At 55.8% G+C, this 20,515-nt stretch carries 18 protein-coding genes; 4 read left to right on the top strand and 14 right to left on the bottom strand.

The window, feature by feature from the left end; genetic code table 11:
• The first annotated feature begins 199 nt into the window (after nucleotides 1-199).
• The 4 genes from G538_RS0112500 to G538_RS0112485 are packed head-to-tail and all read left to right on the top strand — an operon-like array spanning nucleotide 200 to nucleotide 3,674.
• Complete coding sequence (locus tag G538_RS0112500; RefSeq protein WP_029069562.1) at nucleotides 200-1,135, top strand: ABC transporter ATP-binding protein; 936 nt, start codon at nucleotides 200-202, stop codon at nucleotides 1,133-1,135.
• On the top strand, nucleotides 1,132-1,905 hold the full coding sequence (locus G538_RS0112495; RefSeq protein WP_029069561.1) for an ABC transporter permease: 774 nt from the start codon (nucleotides 1,132-1,134) through the stop codon (nucleotides 1,903-1,905). Before G538_RS0112500 ends, G538_RS0112495 begins: the two co-directional genes overlap by 4 nt.
• Nucleotides 1,906-1,911: 6 nt before the next feature.
• A complete protein-coding gene (locus G538_RS16785) occupies nucleotides 1,912-2,694 on the top strand; it encodes a YczE/YyaS/YitT family protein (protein WP_051197153.1) in 783 nt (260 codons plus the stop codon).
• A 5-nt stretch (nucleotides 2,695-2,699) separates the two neighbouring features.
• Nucleotides 2,700-3,674, top strand: coding sequence for a COX15/CtaA family protein (locus tag G538_RS0112485; RefSeq protein WP_029069560.1), 975 nt, complete (start codon nucleotides 2,700-2,702; stop codon nucleotides 3,672-3,674).
• 101 nt (nucleotides 3,675-3,775) lie between these two features.
• Here G538_RS0112485 and G538_RS0112480 read toward each other — a convergent pair whose 3' ends face one another.
• The 14 genes from G538_RS0112480 to G538_RS16750 all read right to left on the bottom strand — a co-directional run.
• Entirely contained in the window at nucleotides 3,776-6,268 is a 2,493-nt protein-coding gene (locus tag G538_RS0112480) for a glycoside hydrolase family 48 protein (RefSeq protein WP_029069559.1), read from the bottom strand.
• Between the two features lie 161 nt (nucleotides 6,269-6,429).
• The gene (locus G538_RS16780; protein WP_035834335.1) at nucleotides 6,430-7,059 is read right to left on the bottom strand and encodes an NUDIX domain-containing protein; all 630 of its coding nucleotides are present in this window, start codon (nucleotides 7,057-7,059) and stop codon (nucleotides 6,430-6,432) included.
• Between the two features lie 70 nt (nucleotides 7,060-7,129).
• Entirely contained in the window at nucleotides 7,130-8,806 is a 1,677-nt protein-coding gene (locus tag G538_RS0112470) for a CTP synthase (RefSeq protein WP_029069558.1), read from the bottom strand.
• 107 nt (nucleotides 8,807-8,913) lie between these two features.
• Nucleotides 8,914-9,990: a glycosyltransferase family 4 protein gene (locus G538_RS0112465; RefSeq protein WP_029069557.1), complete on the bottom strand. Its 1,077-nt coding sequence runs from the start codon at nucleotides 9,988-9,990 to the stop codon at nucleotides 8,914-8,916.
• Nucleotides 9,987-11,603, bottom strand: coding sequence for a murein biosynthesis integral membrane protein MurJ (gene murJ / locus G538_RS16775; RefSeq protein ID WP_035834334.1), 1,617 nt, complete (start codon nucleotides 11,601-11,603; stop codon nucleotides 9,987-9,989). Before murJ ends, G538_RS0112465 begins: the two co-directional genes overlap by 4 nt.
• Nucleotides 11,593-12,483, bottom strand: coding sequence for a hypothetical protein (locus G538_RS16770; protein ID WP_051197151.1), 891 nt, complete (start codon nucleotides 12,481-12,483; stop codon nucleotides 11,593-11,595). Before G538_RS16770 ends, murJ begins: the two co-directional genes overlap by 11 nt.
• A complete protein-coding gene (locus tag G538_RS16765; RefSeq protein ID WP_051197148.1) occupies nucleotides 12,483-13,502 on the bottom strand; it encodes a copper transporter in 1,020 nt (339 codons plus the stop codon). Before G538_RS16765 ends, G538_RS16770 begins: the two co-directional genes overlap by 1 nt.
• Nucleotides 13,503-13,560: 58 nt before the next feature.
• Entirely contained in the window at nucleotides 13,561-14,754 is a 1,194-nt protein-coding gene (gene steA, locus G538_RS0112445) for a putative cytokinetic ring protein SteA (RefSeq protein ID WP_035834403.1), read from the bottom strand.
• Nucleotides 14,755-14,759: 5 nt separating this feature from the next.
• The gene (gene recN, locus G538_RS0112440; protein WP_029069555.1) at nucleotides 14,760-16,493 is read right to left on the bottom strand and encodes a DNA repair protein RecN; all 1,734 of its coding nucleotides are present in this window, start codon (nucleotides 16,491-16,493) and stop codon (nucleotides 14,760-14,762) included.
• Nucleotides 16,486-17,418, bottom strand: coding sequence for an NAD kinase (locus G538_RS16760; protein ID WP_035834333.1), 933 nt, complete (start codon nucleotides 17,416-17,418; stop codon nucleotides 16,486-16,488). The genes recN and G538_RS16760 overlap by 8 nt, the downstream gene beginning before the upstream one ends.
• Nucleotides 17,415-18,341 carry a TlyA family RNA methyltransferase gene (locus G538_RS16755; RefSeq protein ID WP_084618410.1) on the bottom strand — a complete coding sequence of 309 codons (927 nt, stop codon included), beginning with the start codon at nucleotides 18,339-18,341 and terminating at the stop codon, nucleotides 17,415-17,417. Before G538_RS16755 ends, G538_RS16760 begins: the two co-directional genes overlap by 4 nt.
• A complete protein-coding gene (locus tag G538_RS18460; protein WP_281170271.1) occupies nucleotides 18,338-18,472 on the bottom strand; it encodes a hypothetical protein in 135 nt (44 codons plus the stop codon). Before G538_RS18460 ends, G538_RS16755 begins: the two co-directional genes overlap by 4 nt.
• Nucleotides 18,473-18,540: 68 nt before the next feature.
• Nucleotides 18,541-19,575 carry an HAD-IIA family hydrolase gene (locus tag G538_RS0112420; RefSeq protein ID WP_029069554.1) on the bottom strand — a complete coding sequence of 345 codons (1,035 nt, stop codon included), beginning with the start codon at nucleotides 19,573-19,575 and terminating at the stop codon, nucleotides 18,541-18,543.
• A partial coding sequence (locus G538_RS16750; protein ID WP_211218607.1) for a hypothetical protein occupies nucleotides 19,572-20,515 on the bottom strand: 944 nt, incomplete at its 5' end. The genes G538_RS16750 and G538_RS0112420, both read right to left, overlap by 4 nt.

Raw genomic sequence — 20,515 nt, 5'->3', positions numbered from 1 at the left:
GTTGTGGTGGGATGCACAAGTGCGAGGAGACCCACCAACTTAACAACAACATTAAGAAACATCTTTGTTCCCTAATTGGCGTTTGGCAAGGAAGGCAAACCTCACCTGACCGCTTACAACACGGTGATTCTCACCACGCATGGCCTCCCAGGCTGCCAGATCACAGACATTCCCAGTAAAGCGCAATACACTCAAGGGCGTGCCAGGACAACACACCGACACCGCGCCAGCGCTCCAAATCACCGGTTTGACCAAGTCATACTCCGGGCGGCGCGTTGTTGACGACCTCACGCTCACCGCAGAACGTGGCCACATTACGTCAGTCCTTGGCCCGAATGGTGCAGGAAAAACCACCACCATCGAAAGTTGTGAAGGCCTGCGCGTCCCAGATAGTGGAACCATTCGTGTTCTCGGGCTCGACCCCCACACCGACAGTGCAGCGCTTCGCTCACAAGTTGGCGTCATGCTTCAAGACGGCGGGCTCCCAACCGGTGTCAACGGTAAAACCATGCTCACTCATGTGGCACGCCTCTACTCCAACCCGTGGCCCATTAATGACCTCATTGAACGCTTAGGACTTTCCGCGTTTCTGACCACATCGGTTCGGCGGTTGTCTGGTGGGCAACGCCAACGAATCGCCTTGGCTGCCGCACTCATCGGACGTCCCCGCCTTGTATTCCTCGACGAACCTAGTGCTGGCATGGACCCCCAATCACGACACGCCGTATGGGACCTCATCCGCGCGCTTCGAGAACAAGGCACGTCCATTGTGTTAACCACACACCTGATGGACGAAGCAGAAGCTCTCTCAGACCGAGTCATCATTATCGACCACGGGACTGTCATCGCCCACGGCTCCCCCGCTGAACTCACAGCGCACGACACCTCAATCTTGACCGTCACCACAGACCGCGCCATCGACCATAAGGCCGCAACCGCAGCCACTGGGCTCAACATCACGCCCTCCACACACCAATCAGAGACATTTACGGTGACCGGTGACATCACCCCCGCCACCCTCATAACCCTGACCCAGTGGGCTGGAACCTCAAACACTCTGATCACCCACGTAAGCATTGGTACACGAACCTTGGAAGACGTCTTCCTCGACATCACGGGACGTAACCTCAGATGACCACGCCACTCCCCCAGGGAACGTCAACCGCAGCCACCCAATCTGCCCGAATCTGGGCGCAAGCCAAATTTGAAATCGCTGCAATCCTCCGCAACGGCGAACAGTTGATGGTCACTATCCTGCTTCCCTTGGGCGTTCTCCTTCTCCTCACCACAACAGATGTGGTTGACCTCGACACCGGCAGCCACACCACCTTGGACTTTCTGACTCCCGGGGTCATGGCGCTGGCCATTATGAGTTCAGCCTTCACGTCTCAAGCCATCGCCACCGCATTTGACCGCCGCAATGGAGTATTGCGTTACCTCGCCACTACACCGCTCGGTAAAAGTGGTCTACTCGCCGGGAAAATCATTGGCGTAACGCTCATTGTGCTCATCCAGTTGGTTCTTATCGGCATCACCGCAGCCATTCTTGGGTGGCGCCCAGATACTGCAGGGCTCCTCCTGCTCATTCCAGCCACTGTGCTCGGAACAGCATCATTTACTGCTCTTGCTCAACTTCTTGCCGGCACGATGCGCGCTGAAGCAGTCCTAGCACTAGCCAACATTATTCTTGTGGCACTTCTTGTTGGTGGCGGCATCCTTGCCCCCGCCAGCCAACTCCCTGGCCCCCTCGAACAACTTGCACTCTTACTCCCCTCTGGGGCGCTCGGTGAAGCATTGCGAGGAGCATTCATGGAAGGGTATATCCCTCCCTGGTCTATTGTTGTCCTCATCGGCTGGAGTGCGGCCTTGGGATGGGGCGCCCGAAAATTGTTCACTTGGAGCTAACACCACATGCAACGCACCCGCCCCACCCTGCCCTCGCGTAGGCGCCTTATCGCCATGATGCTTGGCGTTTTCCTTATTGGGATAGCTGTCGGATTTTTTCGGCTCGCAGAACTTGGCACCGACCCCTTCACTGCAATGAACCTAGGGGTCTCCCAGTTTCTCGGGTTGGACTTCGCTACTTATCAGGTGGGCTTCAACATCATGCTGCTCGCTGTCGTCTTTTTTACCGGTCGCCACTACATTGGCATCGGTTCGTTGTTCAATATGGTGCTCGTTGGTTATATCTCCACGGGAGTTATCGCGGTCATCGATGCCCTAGCTCAAACAACACTGTTTGCTCACCCTGAGTCACTGCCTGCGCGTATCTCCCTGCTCATCGCGGCAGTTCTGCTCGCTTGCTTGGGTGTTGCCCTGTACATGACTGCACGGCTCGGTGTGGGTCCATACGATGCGTTAGCACGCATCGTATCCACAGCAACAGGGAACCGTGTGAGCTTCCGGATCTGCCGTATTGCAACTGACACACTCGCCGTGGTGATCGGTGGAGTTGCATACTTTGCGGCGGGAGAAAACGTCGCCGCGATTGTCGGGGTTGGGACCTTGATCATGGCGTTAGGCACGGGCCCACTCGTGCAACTCTTCATTGACCGTATCGCCATGCCGTGGCTCGGCGCTGACCTCGCCGCAGCTGACTCACTTGCTGCTGCTCCAATCCCCCCTTCGGATGAGGAACACAGTACCTTTCGCCCCTTATCTGACCCACCAGCCGCCGCTACCGTTGAGGAGTGACAACGATGCCCCAGTCTCCTAACGCCCCCGCCAACCCGATAGCCCGTCAACGCACTCAATGGTTTCACCGATACGCAAACGGTTTCGCCATTGCCAACGTCATTGTGCAGGTGGGCATTGTGCTTACCGGTGGACTGGTCCGTCTCACCGGTTCAGGTCTAGGCTGCTCAACATGGCCAATGTGTGAGCCCGGTGAGTTCACGCCACGCTTCCATGAGGCGACAAGTTTCCACCCGTTCATTGAGTTTGGAAACCGCACGCTCACTGGCGTTCTTGTGGTTGTGGCTATTTTGCTTGTCCTGTCTGTCACGTTCGACAGAACACGCCCGGTGTGGGTTCGTCGCCTTGCGGCGCTACCGCTAGTGGGCACAGCCATTCAGGCGGTGCTCGGTGGCATCACCGTGCTCGTTGACCTACACCCAGCGGTGGTTGGCTCACACTTCTTCATTTCGATTGTCATCATCGCGATATCAGCGATGGTGCAGTACTACGTCAGTGATCAGCCTCGACCAGGCGCTGCCAAGATTCCCGGATGGCTCATAAAAACTGTTTGGGCTGTCCAAATCGTTCTGATTCCTGTGGTTATTCTTGGTGTCATCACCACTGGTTCAGGTCCGCATTCTGGTGACGCTGAGGTCGGCTACCGTTTCGCTTTTGATCCTATGGCGATTGCCCGATTCCACGCCCTCAGTGTCTGGGTGTATGTTGCGCTACTCGCACTCATTGGTTATGGGATTGCACGCCACAGACACGTCATGGCACCCCAACAGACTCACGCATGGTTGATCGTCGTGGCCATCACTCTTATCCAGGGTGGAATAGGGTACTTCCAAACCTTCTATGGTTTACCCGTTGCCGCCGTTGCCGCACACATGCTACTCGCTGGAGTGCTGACAGTGGTCTCTGTTCGTTTGGGGTTGTTCTTCACCACCCCCAAGCCCATTCGTATACCAGGCGCAGCACCAGCAACCGCTGCATAACCTGAAGCACGTAATGATGCCGGTCCTCCAATTGTGGAGGACCGGCATCATTGCGTTAACAATTGGTGTGTGAGAACACGCACCAACGATGCACTCCTAGGCTAGGAGGCGCAGTCGGAGCCATTCAGCTCAAATGCTGCTGGCGCTGGGTTGTTCCCAGAATGGGAACCGTTGAACCCGAACTCTACGGTGGCACCTGGCGCGATGCTGCCATTCCATCCCGCGTTACTGATTCGGATGTTTGAGCCGGAGGATTCGTTGGTGGCTGACCACAGGTTCGTGATTGCTTGCCCTGCTGGGAAAGCGAACTCCAATGCCCACCCGTTGATAGGTTGGTCAGAGGTGTTCTTAATTTTCACGGTCGCGGTGAAACCGCTGTTCCAATCGTTGGTGGAGTACGTTACCTCGCACGTTGATGGTCCAGGATCAGTTCCATCACCAGGATCAGTCCCGTCACCAGGATCAGTTCCATCACCAGGATCAGTCCCGTCACCAGGATCAGTTCCATCACCAGGATCAGTCCCGTCAGTGTTGAACAAGAGCTCGTAGTCTGCGAGCGCTGTTGCAATTGCGGTTTGAGCCCAGAACCGGTGATACGTGAATTCTGGCGCTTCGCCACCGTCAAGGTATGCCTGGACTTTCGGCCAATCTGGGTCGTCTAGGTAGAACGATCGAATATCAAGGAAGGAGACGCCGGGTTCGATCTTGTCCCCGTTAGGCATGGTGCCACTCCACCCTTGCGGAATGTAGATGCCGTCGCCGCCTGGTGTGTAGACATCGTCGAAGCGTTTGTAGTCTTCTCGGATTTCTGGGGTAGCAATTCCGAGGTCGTCTCGGTGGTATTCCCACATGTAGTCGAGGAGTTTTTTAGCTCCTTCTTGTGCCGCTTCGTCACCTGTTGCAGCTGCGTAGTACATGAGGGTTCGAGCATATGCCGCGGCGACACCAACGTCTTGGCCATGACCTGAAACCTCAACCGTGAGATTTTCGTTGGAGCCAGGGTTACTTGGATTCCAAGTGTCTGGCTGTCCCGTCCACGTGAGACTGGAGGGGATTGACCAATTCTCGTCATCGGTGAAGTTGGTGTTTTCTAGAGCCCAAGGTACCCACTTGTCGAGTACTTTCTTGGCCCGTGCATCGTCGCTTTCGTGGAGCAACTGCGCAACACGTTCCAGGGACCACACCTGCATACCAAACCATTCGTTCGATGGCGGGTCATGGTAGACAGGTGCTTCGGTGTAACCCATCCCGTAGAACGTTGACACGTTCGCTGGTTTGGCGTCATAGGCTCCGTTCCAGGAGTTCGTTGCGCCTCCTGCAATTCCGCCGTCTGAGGACTGCAACCACTGGTAGAACTCAAGTTGGCGGTCAAGTGACTGTGACCAGTCATTTTGCGCAGAGGGGGACGATGGAATGAGGTCTTCATCAGTGGAGAGCACCCAGGCTGCCATGGGGTTTTGGTAGCCGAAGTGTGCGTGACTGGAACCTATTCTCCATGCCCATCCAGCGTTCGCGTCTGTTGCCCCACCCCAGGCGTAGTACCAGGACAGGAGGTAGTGCGCGCCTTCACGGTTATTGTTTGTTGCACAATTTGTTGAGTTACACCCAACAGTTTTGAAGTACTTGTCGAACATCGCGTAGCGCAGGTAGTCCCCCATTTTCGAGGCGTTGTCTACGGTCGCAGCGATTTCGTCGCCTTTACCTTGCTCTTCAGCCCATTTTTTTGCCCAGTAGATACCATCAATGGCACGAGCGTCGGCGTCAGGGGCGTTGGTGTACTTCCATTGCTTGGCGTAGCTGGAGTCTCCGGTGAAGAGGTCGAGGAATCCGTTGGGACCGCCAAACTTAAACTCTTCGCAACTGGGTTGTGGGACGGTTTCCCACACTGATTCTTGTGGCCCTCGTTGGAAGGTGTTGATCAGAGAGACACCTTCATGATCTGGCCCTAGTGTGCAACCTGGCCCTGGGGCAGCCCCGAAGCCGTAAATGTTGTCGACGTCAGCGAGCCAGTGCATCCCGTAGATGTCTGAGGTTCCGTAGGTTTGGCGTAGTTCTGCGCCGATGGGGTCGCGGCCTACAGATACTCCGGGGTTAAGTGGTGACGGGTAGTTCGAGGGGTGGTTGTACTCGGCTGCGTAGGTTGCGGGCGAGTTGGGGTTGTAGAAGGAGTTTGTGGGCTGGTCCTCCTGCTGGGGGATCATGTAGGTTTCCATGGTTTCCCACGCGTGGTTGAGGGGTTCCCAGTCCCCGGTAACCCGCCCGTAAACAGCTTCCATCCAGATCCAGAAGCTGTACGCTTCTGATGTTGTTTCGTGCCCATAGTCGGGCGCTTCTACCATGAGGGTTTCGACAGCGTGGTATGGGATTCCTTGTGGGCTAAAGTAGCCGTTTTCCGGGTCATGGATTTGTTCATACAGTTCCAGGAAGCGTTGGTCGTATTCGCTGGTTGCTTCGTCTGTTTGTACGATGTCCATGGCCGGTTGCACAGAGGTGGCTGCTGTGGCAGTTGGTACGGCGAACCCTGCGATGAGGGATGTCGCACCGATCGCCGCGAACCACGCCCATGGCGCTTTGCGCCTGGTCGATCTGTCCATCAGTGAACCTTCCTGTCGGTGTTCCGCATCGTTGCGGTGATGCCACCATGCCAGTGAGGTTCTTGTGCGCTCGATTACTTAACCGTTTAGGTCACTGATCGTTGCTGGGTGATTCCTGATGCGCGTAGGTTTTTGGTGTCATTGAGGACCGTGAACCGCTCCTAAGTTAGCGGCGCCGAGCGTCGTTCAGGCCATGGCGTCGTAGCGGGACGCAGTGTGCTCCATTGTGCGGACCGTGCAGCATGAGCGGCGAGTATCCCAACGACAGCCGAGGGGTTGTGCAGCTTCCCGGTCAGTGCAAGATTCACGGCATCGTCGAGAGGAACCCAGAGGTTTTCCATGCCAACTTCTTCATCGACACGTGCGTGACGTTCGTCGTCAGGGACATCACGGAGGCCACGTGCAAGGAACACTCTAATTGCTTCGTTGTTCCCACCAGGGGTCGTGTAGTAGTCGGTGAGAACAGACCAGTGGTCTGCTATGAGGTCCGCTTCCTCGTGGAGTTCGCGGGCAGCAGCGACTTGTGCGTCTTCTCCCGCTATATCAAGCAATCCTGCCGGTGGCTCCCAGAGAAATGAGCGAACGGGGTGCCTGTACTGGCGCAAGAGGAGCACCTCGTCCGCGTCATTCAACGCAATAATGGCTACGGCCCCGGGGTGGTCAATGTAGTCACGAGTGACAACACCCGCTTCACCAAGGTCCACGTCCTCGCGAATGAGGTCAAAGATCTTTCCCTTTTTCAGTTGCTCACGGCGTTGTACTGGACGTGGATCAATGCTGTCAGCAATCACAAGAACCTCACTGTGTGGTGAAAGGGTTGGGGCGGCACACGATGTGCCGCCCCAGGGAAGAAGTGTCGAACTAAGCCCGCTGGCACTCCAACGCCGCAGCTATGAGACCGGCGAACAAGGGGTGAGCGGCGGTGGGCCGTGACTTGAATTCAGGGTGGGCTTGGGTGGACACGTAGTACGGGTGAACCTCTCGCGGTAACTCGACAAATTCAACGAGTTGTCCGTCTGGCGACGTTCCCGACATCAGGAGGCCTGCCTCCTCGAGTTGATCGCGGTAGGCGTTGTTCACCTCGTAACGGTGACGGTGACGTTCAGATACGTCGGTGGTGCCGTAGGTTTCAGCAACCACTGAACCGTCACGCAAACGTGCGGGGTATGCGCCAAGGCGCATCGTGCCGCCAAGGTCCCCAGCCCCCTCAACAAACGCTTCTTGTTCTTTGATCGTTGCAATCACCGGGTATTGGGTATCTGGGTCGAACTCTGAAGAAGAGGCACCATCCAACCCAAGCACGTTACGGGCGTATTCCATCACCATGGACTGCATGCCCAAGCAAATCCCTAGCGTTGGGACCTTGTATTCACGGGCCCACTGCAACGCCCCAAGTTTGCCCTCAATGCCTCGCACCCCAAAGCCTCCAGGAACCAAGACAGCGTCAACACCTGACAGAGCGTCATGCGCGCCTTCTGGAGTTGAGCACAGATCGGAGGCAACCCACCGGATCGCAACCTTCGCATCGTGAGCAAAACCACCTGCACGCAGAGCTTCAGTGACAGATAAGTAAGCGTCAGGCAGGTCAATGTACTTACCGACCAAGGCGATCTCTACCTGGTGTGCTGGCTCATGGACTCGACGTAGCAACGCATCCCACTGGGTCCAATCAACCTCACCAGCATTTAGGCCCAAGCGGCGGACAACATATGAATCAAGACCCTCAGCGTGGATCACCCGGGGAATGTCATAAATCGACGGTGCATCTTTGCAGGTGATCACTGCATTATTTTCAACATCGCACATCAACGCGATCTTTGACTTAATGGCTTCAGGAACATCCCGGTCACTGCGCAAAACGATAGCGTCAGGTTGAATACCTATTGAGCGCAATGCCGCAACTGAGTGTTGCGTTGGTTTGGTTTTCAGTTCCCCTGAAGGGCCGATGTACGGCAACAGCGACACATGCACAAAGAAGCAATTATCGCGGCCAAGTTCGTGGCGGACCTGACGAGCGGATTCCAAGAACGGTTGGGATTCAATGTCTCCCACTGTTCCACCGATTTCGGTGATGATGACATCAACGTCGTCAGATGCCTGAGCTCGCATGCGTTCTCGAATGGCGTTAGTGATGTGGGGAATCACTTGGACGGTGTCACCCAAGTATTCACCACGGCGCTCTTTAGCGATCACCGATGAGTAGATTTGACCAGTCGTAACGTTGGCAACCGCACCAAGGTTCACATCGAGGAAACGCTCGTAGTGCCCGATGTCCAAGTCTGTTTCCGCACCATCATCAGTGACAAAAACTTCGCCATGTTGAAACGGGTTCATAGTCCCCGGGTCAACGTTGAGATATGGGTCAAGTTTCTGCATCGTGACGCGAAGACCGCGTGACCGTAAAACCCGACCGAGGCTGGAAGCAGTCAATCCCTTACCGAGGGATGAGGCCACACCTCCGGTCACAAAAATATGCCGGGTAACCGAGCCCGGAGTTGAAGAAACATCGACAGGGACTGTGTTCGCGTCATCTACCACGGAATTCAACTCTATCAGCCAGCCCTGCCCACGAGAATGGTCTTGTCAGGTGATGTTCACGACGGTGGTTCCAGTCCCCACCTCAGACTGTCCGACGAATCAACAAGTCAAGCGCAGTACACGGCGAGAAGTTGGTCTGTGACATCACACAAAGTAGGCAACTGTGCAGAACGCTCTCGTGCCCGCTGCCTCAATTCTTCCACCGCCTGAGGATCCCCCAAGAGGCGCGCCACCTCAGATGCCACCGCAGCACCATCTCCTACAGGGACTAGCGCGGCAGCATCGTCGGTGACTTCTGCGGTACCGCCAGCGTTGGTCGACACAATAGCTGCACCAAGCCGCAATGCCTCTTGGATAGCAATCGGTTGGCCTTCCCACACGGGAGTTTGCACCACGACATCGGCACCTAAAAAGAACGTCGAGACATCGCTGCGTCGCCCCACCATCGTCACCGGCACTTCCGCGGCAGTCACGCTATCTTGTGTACTCCTGTGTAATGGCCCATCTCCTACAACCAACCAACGCACATGCGCGCCTTGAGCAACGAGGTGCTCAGCTGCACTGACCAGGGTGTCGAGCCCTTTTTGTGGTGCGAGCCGGGCCACGGTGACCAGCACTGGGCAATCATCAGCAATAGAGAACTCGGCGCGCAACTGCGCTGCAGCCTCGATGTGATGTGTTGAGGCGGCACCTGCCATAGGTGGCGCTGGAACAAGAGCACGTTGTGGGTCTCGTGCACCACGCTCAGCCATCCTTGCAACGATATCTAAGGACACCCCCAACACGGCATCGGCTCTCCGCGCAACAATGCTTTCCAAGACCCGAGAGACCCCACGCACAGCGCGAGACCCCACTGGCAGATTATGGAGTGTCACCACGAGCCGGACTCGCCGGTTCATGCACAATGCCAACGCTGCGAGCGCCCCAGCACGCAACCCATGTGCGTGAATGATGTCTGTCCCGTCAGCGAGGCGTCTTATGTGAGAGATCGCTACAAGGTCAGCGCCTCGTGGGCGATCAGTGATCTCTACCGGGGTGTGACGGTACTCAGAGAACTGGCTTTCTAGCCCACTTGGGCAAGCAACCAGGACGTCATTGCCCTGTGCCACCAACCCACCTGTGATCTGATGTACGTGGCGTGCTACTCCCCCAGCACTAGAACCCAGTAACTGAACAATTCTCACGTGACCTTACCCCTTCCACGCACGAGCCTTTGCACATCATGACGATCAATGATCGCCACGGCAAGGCCAACTGTTACTAGGGCTATGAAACCTGCTAGAAGTCCAACCAAAACACTCACCATTGTTGAGGCCCCAGGGTCTAACAAGGCAAAACTCACAGCTAGTCCAGCCCCTCCACCAACGGTTGCACCAATAAGGCCAGTGACCAGTGCCCTGACAACCCCAGCAAGTGACCTTTTGCCACACTCCCGCGCCACTGCAATGGCGAGAAGCACAGCCGCAACGCTGAGACCGACGCTGTGGGAAAAGCCGATAATTGCCAGAACATTATTTGGCGAATGATCGACGCCCGGCCACATAACCCCAGCAACCATCACCAGTGTCACAATAGCCCAGCCTGTTGCGGTGGCTGCAACAGCCGCACGCCCGTTATCCCTGGCGTACAAAACGCGTGATAGGTGGAATATTGCAGCCAGGCCAAGCAAACTGGGTGCAATTGTTACCAGAAGGTATGCCATTCCCGGCACCCCTCCTTTGGTGAACGAGTCGAAAAATCGCTCAACCGCTAAACTCCCCGCAGCCAATGCTGCGATTCCCGCGCAAGAAATGACAACCACCATACGCGAGGTCGATGACACCAATGACCTCAGCCCAACGTCATCTCCTGATTGCGCCAGCCCTGTGATCCGAGGGAAAGCACTTGTTGCAAGGGGAACCACAAGGACTGCGTAAGGGAGGAAGTAGACGGCTTGACCGTACTGAAACACGTTCAGTGTAGTGGAATCACCGACAGTTGTTGCTACCTTCATCACCACAACTGTTGTGAGTTGCTGTGCTACGAGAGCCCCAACGCCAGCAAATGCCAAGGCTCGCGCTCGGCGCGCAACCCCAGGAGGGAAACTCATTCGCGGTCGCAATGACATGCGCAGAGACAGCATTGGGCCAACCATGGCACTAGCCATCGCCGCTACCCCAGCGGTAGTCCCCCAAGCAAGCACCCCTAACGCATGCGCTGACAACGCGTTCGGATCAGCGTGCTGTCCAGCTGAAAAACGATCGAACAAGAAGTAAGCAACCATCACAACGAGAGAGGAAACCATCGGTGCGAATGCTGGCCAGAAGAACCGTTTATGAGCTTGAAGGACACCACCAGCAACGATACCCACCCCATAGAGAGGGATTTGGATGGCGAACACTCTGAGAAAGAAGACAGCTGTGTCTTCAAAAGGTGAACCGGCAAGATCTGACGTGAGCGCCAAAAGAGGACGGGCAGCAACAACGACCACTACAGCGAGAGGGACGAGTGCAACCAGCGTCCATGTCAATAACGCAGAGGTAAGTTCTTGCACCCGTTTCTTGTCAGCTGTGTCGATAGCACCAGTGAGCAGAGGGATAACCACGCTGGCAAGGGCCCCGCCAGCCACTACCTCAAAAAGGACATTGGGAAGCAAGTTAGCTGCCGCATACGGTTCAGCAACCCCTCCTGTACCCACCCAGGACGCTTGAGCAATCCACCGGCCAAACCCCAAAAGCCGTGAGGCAAGAGTGATAACCGAGATAAGGATCGCCGCTCCCGCTAGGGTGTGGAGGCGATCTCGGAGGCTAGAGCTCACGACTCTGGGCGGTATCCGATGCAGACTGGTCAGGCGCTCCCTGCGTTGTGGAATCTAACGGGCGGCGACCAAACATGTCGATACGATGCAGCCATGGGGTCTGCTCGATCACGCGAGAGAAACTGACTTTTTCACTTGCGAGGGTTAGCGCCACAATGCCAGCAACAGCGACAACACGGGTCGTTCGGGTGCCATGAGCTGCAACTGTAACCCCTGCAAGAGCGCCTAATGCGTTAGCCCCTGAGTCGCCAAGCATTTCACGTTCATCGAGGTCAGCTGGTACCGCTGCAGTCACAGCACCGAGGGTCGCCGCGCTTCGTGGATCTTGCCACCGCAGCAATGCAATGAGCGCCGCCGCTCCTGTTGCTTTAGCCGCCCGACCTGGCCGAAGGTCCAGGAGATTAACGAGGTTCGCTGCGCCGGCGATCAACGCAGTGTTCACAACCACATCCACGGCTGTTCGCTTGTTACTTGGGAGAGCTAGCGAAGCTGCAAACGCGCTGGCCCCAATACCGAGGACTTTCAAACCACCAGTGGTGACGTGGCCACGGGCTAAGGCGCCCAAATGACCTTTCAACCCTTTAGAACGCGTGGTGGTGTCCTCAAACAGATCATCGATGAGACCGAATCCTGTAGCACCAGCGGTCGCGATCACGGTTGCGCATTGATTGCGCTGCCCGCCCGAAGCGCACAGCCCACCGACCACAAGACCGGCACCAACGGCTGGGCCCTCGACCATACTGATGATTTCTCCGCGGTGGTTGAGCCTCTCCCATCGCGTACGCCCACCGGGGTGGGTTGCATGGAGAACCCGACGAACGAGGGTGGTCGTGGTCGCTGCAGCGAAGGCAGCGAGCAACACCTGAGAACTTCTCCTCATTAGTTGCCGTCCTCTTGCTCATTCTCTGCGTTGTCAGGATCAGCTGTTTCATCGCTGCTGACACTGCGGTCCGGCGCATCGAGGTCAACGGCCGCTGGAACGAGTGCAGTTGCACTAGCTTCGAATCCAAAGTGGCCGACCTTGTTTCCGAGAGCCGCCGCAAGAGCTAGTGGTGTGTTGAGCTGCCCCAGTGACAAGTCTGACTCAGACACAGTTGCGACGAGCTTAACGAGGGAAGAGTTCTCACGAATCGTTGAAACGAGGTCATTCTCTACCACGTTCGCCCCTGCGACAACGACTCCTTCAGTTTGATGCGCTGCTGCTTCAGCAATGTTTGCGTACAACACAGATTGCGCTGACTGATCCGGGATTTCCCCCTCGTATGAGCGAGCATCGAGGATCACCACGGCGTCTGCTGGCGTTGAGGTGTAGGACACCAACTGAACGAGGTCCGCGCCTTCCAGCACTTCGAGAGCCAGAGCTCCGTTGTCCGACACCGTGTTTGGGTCGGTGTTGCTCTTTTCAGTTAGAGCAACAATCAGTGCAGAAGCAATTGCTTTGTCTGATGCCACGTCACGCTTGTCCTCAGGTAAAAACTCAGTCAGGGACGATGCGTAGGATTGCCGAGAATCGGCCAAGTCCGGGGAAACCCAGCTATCTGACACTTGGATTCGTGAGGTGATTTGAGCCCCAGAATTCTCGAGTTGACCTTCAATACTTTCGTACAAACCATCGGAAACGTCTGAGACTTGGATGATCGCCACTCGGCGGTCTGCTAGGACGTCATGGCCTGTCCGGTTGGACACCGCAGCAATATATTCCTGCAACCGGTCATTACTTTGGCCCAGCGTGTCTGCCTCAGTACGCAGATCATCTTTCTCTTGACGCAGCTGTTCCACCTGCCCCGTAAGTTGGTCGGAGATTGACTCCTTAAGAGGGCCTGCACCCAAAATAATCCCAACAGCCAGCGCAAGAAACACGGAGATGAGCGAGACAAGGTGGTATCTAAAGTCGATCACGGAGAGGAACTTTCTGAGGGACGGCTAACGGAAGATCATGAAGATGAGTGGAGAATCGCTACTGGGTGCTGCTCCACCAGGCGAGGGACTGCATCCATGACCACAAGTCATCGAATCGTGCCCCAGTGATACCGAAGAGTGTTTGTCCAACATTCGTTGATGCAAGTGCAGCTGCTACTGCGATCAACCCTGCTGCTGCAAGAAGCACCATTTGCATGGTGGAAATACGCTGGCGGTACAGACGTGACACACCCTTAGCATCGACAAGTTTGCTTCCGACTCTCAGGCGAGTCAAAAACGTTGAGGCCATGCCAGCTCGACCTTTATCCAAGAACTCCACCAGTGTTGCGTGGGTGCCCACAGCAACGATCAGTTCGGCTCCTAGGTCGTCGGCGAGGAGCATAGCAATGTCCTCAGATGTCCCTGTTGCGGGGAACACGATGTGCTCTACACCAAGGTCTTTGAGCCTTTCAGTACCCGGCGCCCGGCCATCACGGTATGCGTGAACAACGATCTCGGCTCCAGAGCGCAAAGACTTGTCGGAAACCGAGTCCATGTCGCCGACAATAAGGTCTGGGTGCCACCCTGCTTCGATGATGGCATCTGCGCCACCGTCAACTCCGATGAGAATTGGGCGGTATTCTTTGATATAGGGACGGAGCATGTGCAGGTCTTCTTTGTAGTGGTATCCCCGCACTACGATGAGGACTTGCCGACCCTCGATGGATGTTTTGATGTCGGGAACACCCACACCATCAAGCAGGAGTTCCCGCTCTTTACGCAAATAGTCCATCGTATTGGCCGCGAAAGACTCCATCTGCACAGAGAGACCTTCGCGTGCCTCTTCAAGGCTTGACGCAATAGTTTGGGGGTCTTGTTCCACACCCTCAGCAATGAGAGTGTCACCGAGATACACGTTTGCACCATCGATGGTGATTGCTTTGCCCTCTTTGATAGTCATGATGTCAGGACCGAGATCATCGATCAGCAGAACACCCGCTTCAACGAGGATGCCAGGACCAAGGTTCGGGTACCGCCCAGAGATCGACTTGGATGCGTTGAGCACAGCACGAGGCTTCGCCGAAACCAGCGAGTCAGCAGCTACACGATCAATATCCGTGTGGTCGATGACGGCGATATCACCAGGCTCTATCCTTTTAGTGAGGTCCTTGGTGCGCCGGTCAACCTTAGCGGTACCGTGAATTTTCCCATCAGATGCGGGAAGATCAGCTTTCCTTTTGAGAAGTTTCATCGCCTTCATGATCTCACAGTCGCTAGCTCCAACAGTTCTTTGGCATGGTCGAGGGCAGCAGCCGATTCATCCTGCCCCGAGAGCATTCTCGCCAGTTCCGCGATACGCGCTTCACCGGTGACTTCCCGCAGGTTGGACTGGGTAAAGCCCTCATCAGGGTCTTGCTCCGTGGTCTTTGTAACAACGACATGTTGGTCAGCAAATGCTGCGACCTGAGCGAGGTGCGTGACCACAATCACTTGGAATGTTTGTGCCAAACGTGACAAACGGTGCCCAATTTCGATGGCTGCTTTGCCGCCGACACCAGCGTCGACCTCGTCGAAGATCATCGTTGGTACGCCTTTCGCTCCTGAAGTAGAAGCAGTTGCAAGCGCCACTTCAAGGGCAAGCATGACTCGTGATAGTTCTCCCCCGGATGCGCCTTTCCCCAAAGGTCGAGGTGGAGCACCATGGTGGGGCATAAGGAGCATGGTGACGTCGTCGCATCCGTATGGCCCCAACTCAGGAGACACAGCAACCTCAACGGTGAATGTTGCCCCGCCCATCGCTAACCCCGCGAGTTCTTCCGTCACAGCAGTTGACAGATGATGTGCAGCTGCTCGCCGCAGTTGTGTCATCTGCTGGGCAAGTGATGAAAGCGTCCCGTCAAGCTCCTCAACTCGGGCACGATACTTGTGGATCCGCTCGGAATCATCTTCCAGTTCCATCAAACGCAAGCCTGCCTGCGACGCCCAGGAAAGCACATCGTCAAGGGTATTTCCGTATGTGCGGGTGAGGTGGGTTAGTTCGCTACGCCGATGCTCAACCCATTCCAAGCGTGCCGGGTCAGCTTCGAGAGTTGATGCGTAACCCGAAATTTCCGCCGCAATGTCATCCACTGCGAAGCGCACCTCATCCAACCGGGCAGCTAGGTCCTGTAGCGCCAAGTCGTGTGGTGCAACACCATGAAGCGCGCGTGAAGCCTGTTCTAGCAGATGAGCGGCGGGTGAAACATCATCACCAGTAACATCGGCAATATCAGCTCCAGCAAGCTTGGTATACGCGTCCGCGGTAGCGTCTCGAAGAACCTGCACATTATTGAGGCGGTCAGCCTCTTGAGCGAGCTGAGCGTCCTCCCCCGTCAGCGGCTCAACTCGTTCAATCTCATGCAAACCGATACGGAGCAAGTCCGCTTCACGTTGGCGCTCCTCTTGCTGAGTAACGATCTGCTCTAGTTCAGCCCGAACCGTTGCACGCTCGTTCCACGCCTGACGGTAACGACCAAGCACCGCAAGAAACTCTTCCCCCGCAAACTCATCAAGTGCTGCACGTTGACGCGCAGGAGACTTTAGCCTGATTTGGTCAGATTGGCCATGAATCGTCACGAGTTCTTGGGCGGTCTGCGACAGTACCTGCTGCGGCACAGAGCGGCCAGCCAAGTGAGTACGTGAGCGACCAACTGCCGCAACGGTACGGGAAATAATCAAAGCCCCATCATCGTCAAGGTAGCCCCCGGTTTCAGCAACGACGTCTGCTACTTCCTGGGAAATCTGGGTAACCCGCCCCTCGACAAGAGCATGTGATGAACCAACACGAACAGTAGCTGGGTCTGCTTTAGCACCAAGAAGAAGCGACATACCAGTGAGCACCATGGTCTTACCTGCACCCGTCTCACCAGTGATTGCAGTGAGTCCAGGTGAGAAATCAATACGAGTTCGGTTGATGACACCAAGGTTTTCAATGGTGATCTCGTCAAGCATCGTCAGTCTCTCCTCTCATGGTGTTGCCATTACCCCGCCAGCCCTCCACGGGAAGCCGAAACTTTGAAACCAGTCGATCGGCGAAGGGAGCGCTGCTGAGACGAGCAAAAACTATGGGGGTATCGCTGGTCTTTATGATGACGCGTGACCCTTGAGGAATATCTGTCTGACGGCGCCCATCTGTGACAAGCACACCCCCCACCCCCGATTCGGTGAGGACATCAATGGTGCAGTCAGCGGATGGACCAAGAACCAAAGGGCGGGCAAACAATGCGTGCGCAGCAACTGGAACAAGAACTTTTGCTGCAACGTCCGGCCATACGATGGGGCCACCTGCTGAAAAGGCGTGGGCAGTCGAGCCGGTCGCGGTCGCCAGGATGACTGCATCGCATCCGAAAGTGGACAGAGGGCGACCATCAACTGAAATAGACACTTCAAGCATTCGGGCTGGCTCGGCTTTTTCGACAGTCGCTTCATTGAGCGCCCAGTCGATCACTGGTTGAGCGAAGCCAGGGCGATGGACTGTTACTTGAAGGACTCGACGTTCTTCTGTGGCATAGTCACGGCCGGCTAGACGCGCCACAGCAAGGTCGAGGTCTTCTTTCTCACTTTCAGCGAGGAACCCCACATGTCCCAAGTTGATGCCCAGCAACGGCACGTGGGAACCAAAGATGAGTTCAGCTGCTCTGAGGATTGTTCCATCGCCTCCGAGGACCATGACAGCTTCAAAGTCGCTGATCTTCATTTGAGTGCCCTGTTGGTATGGCGCATAGAGGCGGATACCTAGTTCGCGGGCTGTTGATCCACTAAGGTCAGCGGAGTACACGTCGAAACCATGCTCAACTAGAGCTGGCACGGCATTACGGAGTGCCTGGAGTGCTTCTGGTCGCCCAGGGTGGGTTACCACTAGTACATTTCGCGTCACGTGTCACTCCTTGTCAGCGAGAACCGCTTGCTGCTGGGAATCAGCCCACCATCGGGAACGCTCGTTCCATAAACATGCAAACTTTGAGCGAAATCCACTGCTGCAGCGATTGCTTGACTGAAGTTTTTCTCAGTGGCTTCTACGTTACTTGACGACCAATCGTCACTGTGGGACGCCGGACGCAACCACACGAAATACTCACGGTTTCCCTGCGGTCCAGGCAAGACACTTGGGACGAGCGCTTGAGGGCACAGACCATGTTCTAGGGCTGAGTTCAGCACTCTACGTATCGCAGCGCAATGCGCTTCAGGGTTATGCACCACTCCTTGCCTAATTTCATTACGCGCCACTTCGAATTGGGGCTTCACCATCAGGATGATGTCAGCGTCATTCGATACAGCCGCAGTGAGCGCGGGGATGATTTTGGTTAGCGATATAAAAGAAACGTCGGCAACAACAAGGTTTGGTATGTAGGGAAGATCTTCTTGTTGTAAATGCCTTGCGTTGTACCCTTCGATCACTGTTACTCGTGGTTCAGTGCGCAGACGAGGAACCAGTTGGTCGTGTCCAACATCGAGGGCAATGACGTGGTCCACTTCCCGCGACAGGAGAACCTCGGTGAATCCTCCTGTCGAAGCACCGATATCAAGGGCTCTTTTCCCAGCGAGGGCAATATCATGACCCAGTGCGTCGAGTGTGGCAACAAGTTTCAGGGCTGCACGAGATACCCAAGTGTTGCTATTTCCCTGGATGATGATGTCATCCGTAACGTGTGTTGGCCATGACGGTTTGGATACTACTGTGCCATTTACGTGAACGTGCCCGTCATGCACGAGCCTTGCTGCTCGATTTCGGGAACTTGCTAGTCCCCTTTGCACGAGAGCAGTGTCCAATCGGACGGTATTTTTCTCTTGAGGGTTCACGGACGGTGCAGCGCCAATTGTTCTGTGAGGTCGGAGATGAGTGTACTGAACACGGCAGGGTGTTCTTCAGGTGGCAGTTGCGTCAAAGAAGCTTCGATAGCGTCAATTCCTTCAGTGTCCTGCTGATCCACTCTCTCCCCCATTCGTCTTTTGGTCCACGCTAGCTCAGGTCATGAGCTAGCGTGGGGTTTTCCACAGACTAGTGTGAAAACACCGCCTCTGGTACAGCGATCGGTGTACTTACTGTGTGTGAGTCAACATAGGACCACATCGCTACACATGCAGCGCGTGCGTTGTCTAATCCGTCTGGGCTGTGGAAACCGGAGGAGACCTCTTCTAGGTGCATCACTTCGTTGTCAATACGTGCCCGGGACTTGCCACAGACCCACCAGCCATTGTGTTCTTCAACTGGCGGTTGCTTCACGGCTAGAGCACGTAAGTCTGATGCAAGGTAATGCGGGCGTTCGATAGGTTGTGCGTGCAGTGCATCCTTGATTGTTGAGACACCAGTGAGAACGTGCAGCCCGTGGTATCCCCCTGCTCGCGCTCCCGCTAGGTCTGTATCAAGCCGGTCCCCGATAACGAGCGCGGTAGAAACACCAGCTCGCTCAATTGCCATCTGATACATAGCCGGCGATGGTTTACCAGCACTGTACGGTTCGATTCCTGTCGCAGCTTTCACTGCCCCTACGAGCGAACCATTACCTGGCGCGAAGCCACGTGCGGTAGGTAACGATAGGTCGAGGTTTGACGCGACATGAATCGCACCTCGTGACACTGCGTAAGCTGCTTCAGCGAGATCACTCCAACCAAGCGTTGGCGCGAATCCTTGCGCTACTGCTGCTGGATTATCGTCCGCTGACTCTACGATCTCGTACCCAGCCTCACGTACTGCTGTGAATAGACCGTCCCCGCCGACGACAAGCACCCGGGATCCGGGTTGTACGTGTACACCGAGAAGTCGGGCGCACGCTTGCGCTGCCGTCATGACGTCGTCTGCTGTGCTTGGAATGTCGAGACTCGTCAACTGGTTCGCCACGTCACCAGGTTCGCGTGAAGCATTATTGGTGACGAAGACAAGACGCATTCCAACTTGCCGTGCAGCATTCAACCCTTGTGAAGCGTACTGAATAGGTTCATGGCCCTTATAGGCCACACCGTCTAGATCAACAAGTGCGAGCGGGTACTGTTCGGCAAGTGGTTGTGACGAGCCAAGAAGATACTCAGTTGTCACTTCTTGTCCTCCTCAGGTGCTGTCACCTCGTCGTTTTCGTTGGACTTGTCGTCTTCTTCAGACTCGAGTACAACTGGCTCATCGTCGGAGCCTTCGTTGTCCTCATCTAAGCCATCTGCGCTGTCGGATGTTTCAACTGATTCGCCGTCAGAGTCATTTTCTTCTGTGTCCTCAGCTTCGCCCTCTTCTTCATCAAGGTCGAAAACAACGACGTCGTCGTCGTCTTCACCAAGAGGCTCTTCGATCGATTCCAACTCTGCTGGGCTGAGGTGCGATAGGAGTTCTTCAGCTTCATCATGGCGGTTAAGGACTTCCAGGATTGCAGCTTTTGCACCGATGAGTCGAACGCTCAAATCGCGACGTGACTGTGGAATGTTCAACGAGTCTAGGTGCGCGAGTGCTGCATCGTTCTCGCCGAGGTCCACGCGGGCTCCAGCTACCACAATGGCCAGTTCGACTTGGGTATCTACTGGAACAGTGGTCATGTCTTCAGATTGCGCCAGGGTAATCGCGCGTTCCGGGCGTCCCAAGCCTCGTTCGCAGTCTGCCATGATGGCCAAGTGCTGGTTGGAGCCGTTGAGACGTCGAACTGTGCGGAATTCCCTGAGGGCTTCGTCGTATCGTTCGGTGTAGTAAGCGGCTAAACCTGCTGCTTCACGAACGATGTCAACTCTGCCACCACGCTTGAGAGCTTCTTGGGCGTGCTTGTATGCGAGTTCCGGGTCTGAGTCGATGAACTGCCCAGCTGCGATCAAGTGCAAGCCAACAAACTCTGCGTTGTCTTTGCTGAGTCCACGCAGTCGGGCCCGCACTGAACGATCGAGCATGGAAGCCTCGATCCCTTCGGGTAGTGGCAGTTCCGGTTGGCGTAGACCACGCTTGTCATCACGACGCTCGAAGCCACGACCACCACGGTCATCTTCACGACGCGGACCACGGT

Origin of the sequence: Jonesia quinghaiensis DSM 15701 (assembly GCF_000423205.1) — a bacterium.
GTDB classification, from domain to species: domain Bacteria; phylum Actinomycetota; class Actinomycetes; order Actinomycetales; family Cellulomonadaceae; genus Jonesia; species Jonesia quinghaiensis.
The sequence above is the reverse complement of the archived record's forward strand: the minus strand, read 5'-3'. Positions and strand labels throughout refer to the sequence as shown.

Excerpts from the sequence above, each read along its gene's own strand:
- G538_RS16770 (WP_051197151.1), bottom strand. The coding sequence starts at position 12,483 with ATGAGGAGAAGTTCTCAGGTGTTGCTCGCTGCCTTCGCTGCAGCGACC.
- G538_RS0112480 (WP_029069559.1), bottom strand. The coding sequence starts at position 6,268 with ATGGACAGATCGACCAGGCGCAAAGCGCCATGGGCGTGGTTCGCGGCG.
- G538_RS0112495 (WP_029069561.1), top strand. The coding sequence starts at position 1,132 with ATGACCACGCCACTCCCCCAGGGAACGTCAACCGCAGCCACCCAATCT.
- steA (WP_035834403.1), bottom strand. The coding sequence starts at position 14,754 with ATGAAACTTCTCAAAAGGAAAGCTGATCTTCCCGCATCTGATGGGAAA.
- recN (WP_029069555.1), bottom strand. The coding sequence starts at position 16,493 with ATGCTTGACGAGATCACCATTGAAAACCTTGGTGTCATCAACCGAACT.
- G538_RS16785 (WP_051197153.1), top strand. The coding sequence starts at position 1,912 with ATGCAACGCACCCGCCCCACCCTGCCCTCGCGTAGGCGCCTTATCGCC.
- G538_RS0112485 (WP_029069560.1), top strand. The coding sequence starts at position 2,700 with ATGCCCCAGTCTCCTAACGCCCCCGCCAACCCGATAGCCCGTCAACGC.